Annotated in this window: 2 protein-coding genes; both read right to left on the reverse strand. The window is 57.2% G+C overall.

Annotated elements, in window-relative coordinates:
• Window positions 1-450 precede the first annotated feature (450 nt).
• Entirely contained in the window at window positions 451-1,050 is a 600-nt protein-coding gene (locus ACXJ7R_RS29815) for a hypothetical protein (protein WP_457154953.1), read from the reverse strand.
• A gap of 750 nt (window positions 1,051-1,800) precedes the next feature.
• Window positions 1,801-2,539: hypothetical protein (locus tag ACXJ7R_RS29820; protein ID WP_457154954.1), on the reverse strand; the 739-nt coding region annotated here is incomplete at its 5' end.

Below are 2,539 nucleotides of genomic sequence, written 5' to 3' on the forward strand. Positions count from 1 at the left end.
GTGTGCGCCAGATTGAGATGCGCGCCTTCGAAAAATTGCAAAACGCAGTGAAGGTTACCTATGCGAAACGGGACGCCCCCAGGTCGCTGTCGGTGTGAAATGACACGACGGGAGAGGGGTCGGCTGCGGAGCGCAAATCGGCGCTGAGCAATGCCAATCAAGCCGGCACCAAATTCCTGTCGCCCAAAAGTGCGCAGGACACCTTGCATCCTAGGCCGCGAAGGACTGCCCGCAGAGCGCACTGACGGCTTCCCATGCAATCAAGAGAGATTGTTTGTAGTTATAAGATATACAAAAATCAAACAAGCGTATCATGCTGAAGAGCATCTCCCGTATCTATATTAATATTGCTTTCAGCAACTAAGAAAGCTTCAACTACAGGAGCGTATTATGAAAAGATCAACATCATTCTTGGCGACGATCGTCATGGGCGCAATGCTGGCGGCTGGCTCAGCGACGGTCTCGATGGCGCACGGCGGTGGTGGCGGCCATGGCGGTGGCGGCGGCTTTGGCGGCGGCGGTCATGGTATGAGCATGGGCGGTGGCGGCCATGCCGAAGGCTTTGGCGGTGGCCACGGCGTAGGCTTTGCCAATGGCGGTCGTGTCGCAATCTTGGGCGGCGGCGGCCATGTCCGTGGTGTCCATGTCGGCGACGGTCATAGGTTCGGAAGGGACCGCGGTTTCGGCAGTGATTTCTATGACGACGGCTACTGCGGTTACCCGTACCCATACAATGAGTATCGCACCCTTTACCCATTTTGTCCGTGAACCACCACGGCCTCTTCGAATCCGGACTCCACAGTGCGAGTGGGGACCGGATTCGAACACTGAAGGTTTTGGCTCGCACGTCTGCAGAACTATGGCCTGACTGGAAATATTTTCAAAGAGTCCATGAATTCTCAATCCGAAGGAGTCTATCGTGAGAAAATCAGCAACAATATTGGCAAAGATTACTTTGGGCGTGATGCTGGCGACCGGCTCGGCGACGGTCTCCATGGCGCGCAGCGGCGGCGGAGATGGTCCTACCGTACACTTCAGCAGCGGTGCCATTGGCAACCGCCAGCACCACAAGGTCCTTTTTGGCGGTCGGGAAGCTGGCGACCGGGAATATGATAACCAGCTCTGGTTGAACGACGACACCGACACTGCTTACTGCTCGTTCGACGCTGTGAACCCGAGTTACTACGGATCCAATGGTATCTGGCACTCTTGCCTGTAACCCAATTCAGCCGGCCGCCCTGGAAAATCGGTCTCGAAATGCTCGGGCCGAGATTGGTTGTGATCGCATTGGCCGTCAGCTGGTTCCCAGCCTTGGGCGTCGAAGGCGGCCGATCCATTCAACTTAATCGATAGAATTCCGCCACCGCCACGCCGATGTCGGCGGTGGCCGCGTGAATATCCGGGCACCGTCGCGCGATATCGGAAGGAATGCTGGCAGGCTCCGGCACCACTTTAGTAGACCTTTCCAACCGCCAATCCATGGTCCGACCCCGCGCCCCGTCGCGGTTAACGCACGTTCATATTGAGCAGCCAGCGCATCGTCGGGTTGATGAAAGGGCGAGGCCCATTCCGACAAGGAGCGCGACCTTGTCCAAATCTCACAAATGCTCGGAGTCGGCGTGCGAATAGGGAAATCCAGCCGCCTTTAGAGAAGAGCGCTTCCCCTCCATCTGGCATCATCTCGATCTGACCGGGCGAAATCCGACCCAAACGACACGAGGAAGTGCTGCCTGCACATATGAAATCCTTGGCCTCAGGCAGTCAGGGCGGTGGGATTAGTACGATGTTCTCCGCCCCTACCTAGACACATGAAACGACGGTAGTTCCAATGCGAAATGAGTATGACGTTGCGATGCCAATCTTGCTGATTACCGTTGCGTTCGCTCTCTTGTTCAGCGGGCCGAGCTTGGCGCAAATCAGCACCACGCCCGCGACAGGACTGACATCGCCGCTTTCTGCAATTGGTTCGCCCCTCAATCCGGTTGCTATTCCCTTGGGCGCGGTCGAGCTCGATCCGGGTGGCTTGACGGGTAGCACCGTGGGCATCGGGGATAGTTCCAACAACTCCGGGTGTACCAATGTCTTGGCGCCAAGTGTTTTGGCATCAAGTTCCGAAGTTGCGGCAGCGACTTCCGCCCTTTCCACTTTCGACGGCGGAGGCATGAACGCAACCACATCCACGAGCGGGACGTCGTTTGTGAACCCGACGGTTTCAACAGCGTCGGGCACCTGCAACTCGACGGCGTCGAGCGCGTCGTCTTTCGGCACCACAGCGACACCATCGATGACCACCGGGACATCGTCCACGAGTCTTGGGGCCGCAGTTGGGATTCCGCTGGGGTCTTCGGAACTCAGCAATTTGGGAGTGAGTTCGCCAATTGGCATTCCAACACCCGCGTTGGCCGATCCGGTAACAAATCCACAGGTAGCGATTCCTATGCTCAATGTATCAGGCACATCATGTGGCAGCACGGGGCTGACGGGCATTAGCGGCACGCCGTCGACATCCGGCTGCTGAAAGAACTGATCCCTTAAGAGC

The sequence above is a fragment of the Mesorhizobium sp. P5_C1 genome, assembly GCF_054049815.1.

Bases quoted from the DNA above. Each gene is read 5' to 3' on its own strand.
- ACXJ7R_RS29815 (WP_457154953.1), bottom strand. From the start codon at position 1,050: ATGGCACCGCTGCTGAAGTGTACGGTAGGACCATCTCCGCCGCCGCTG.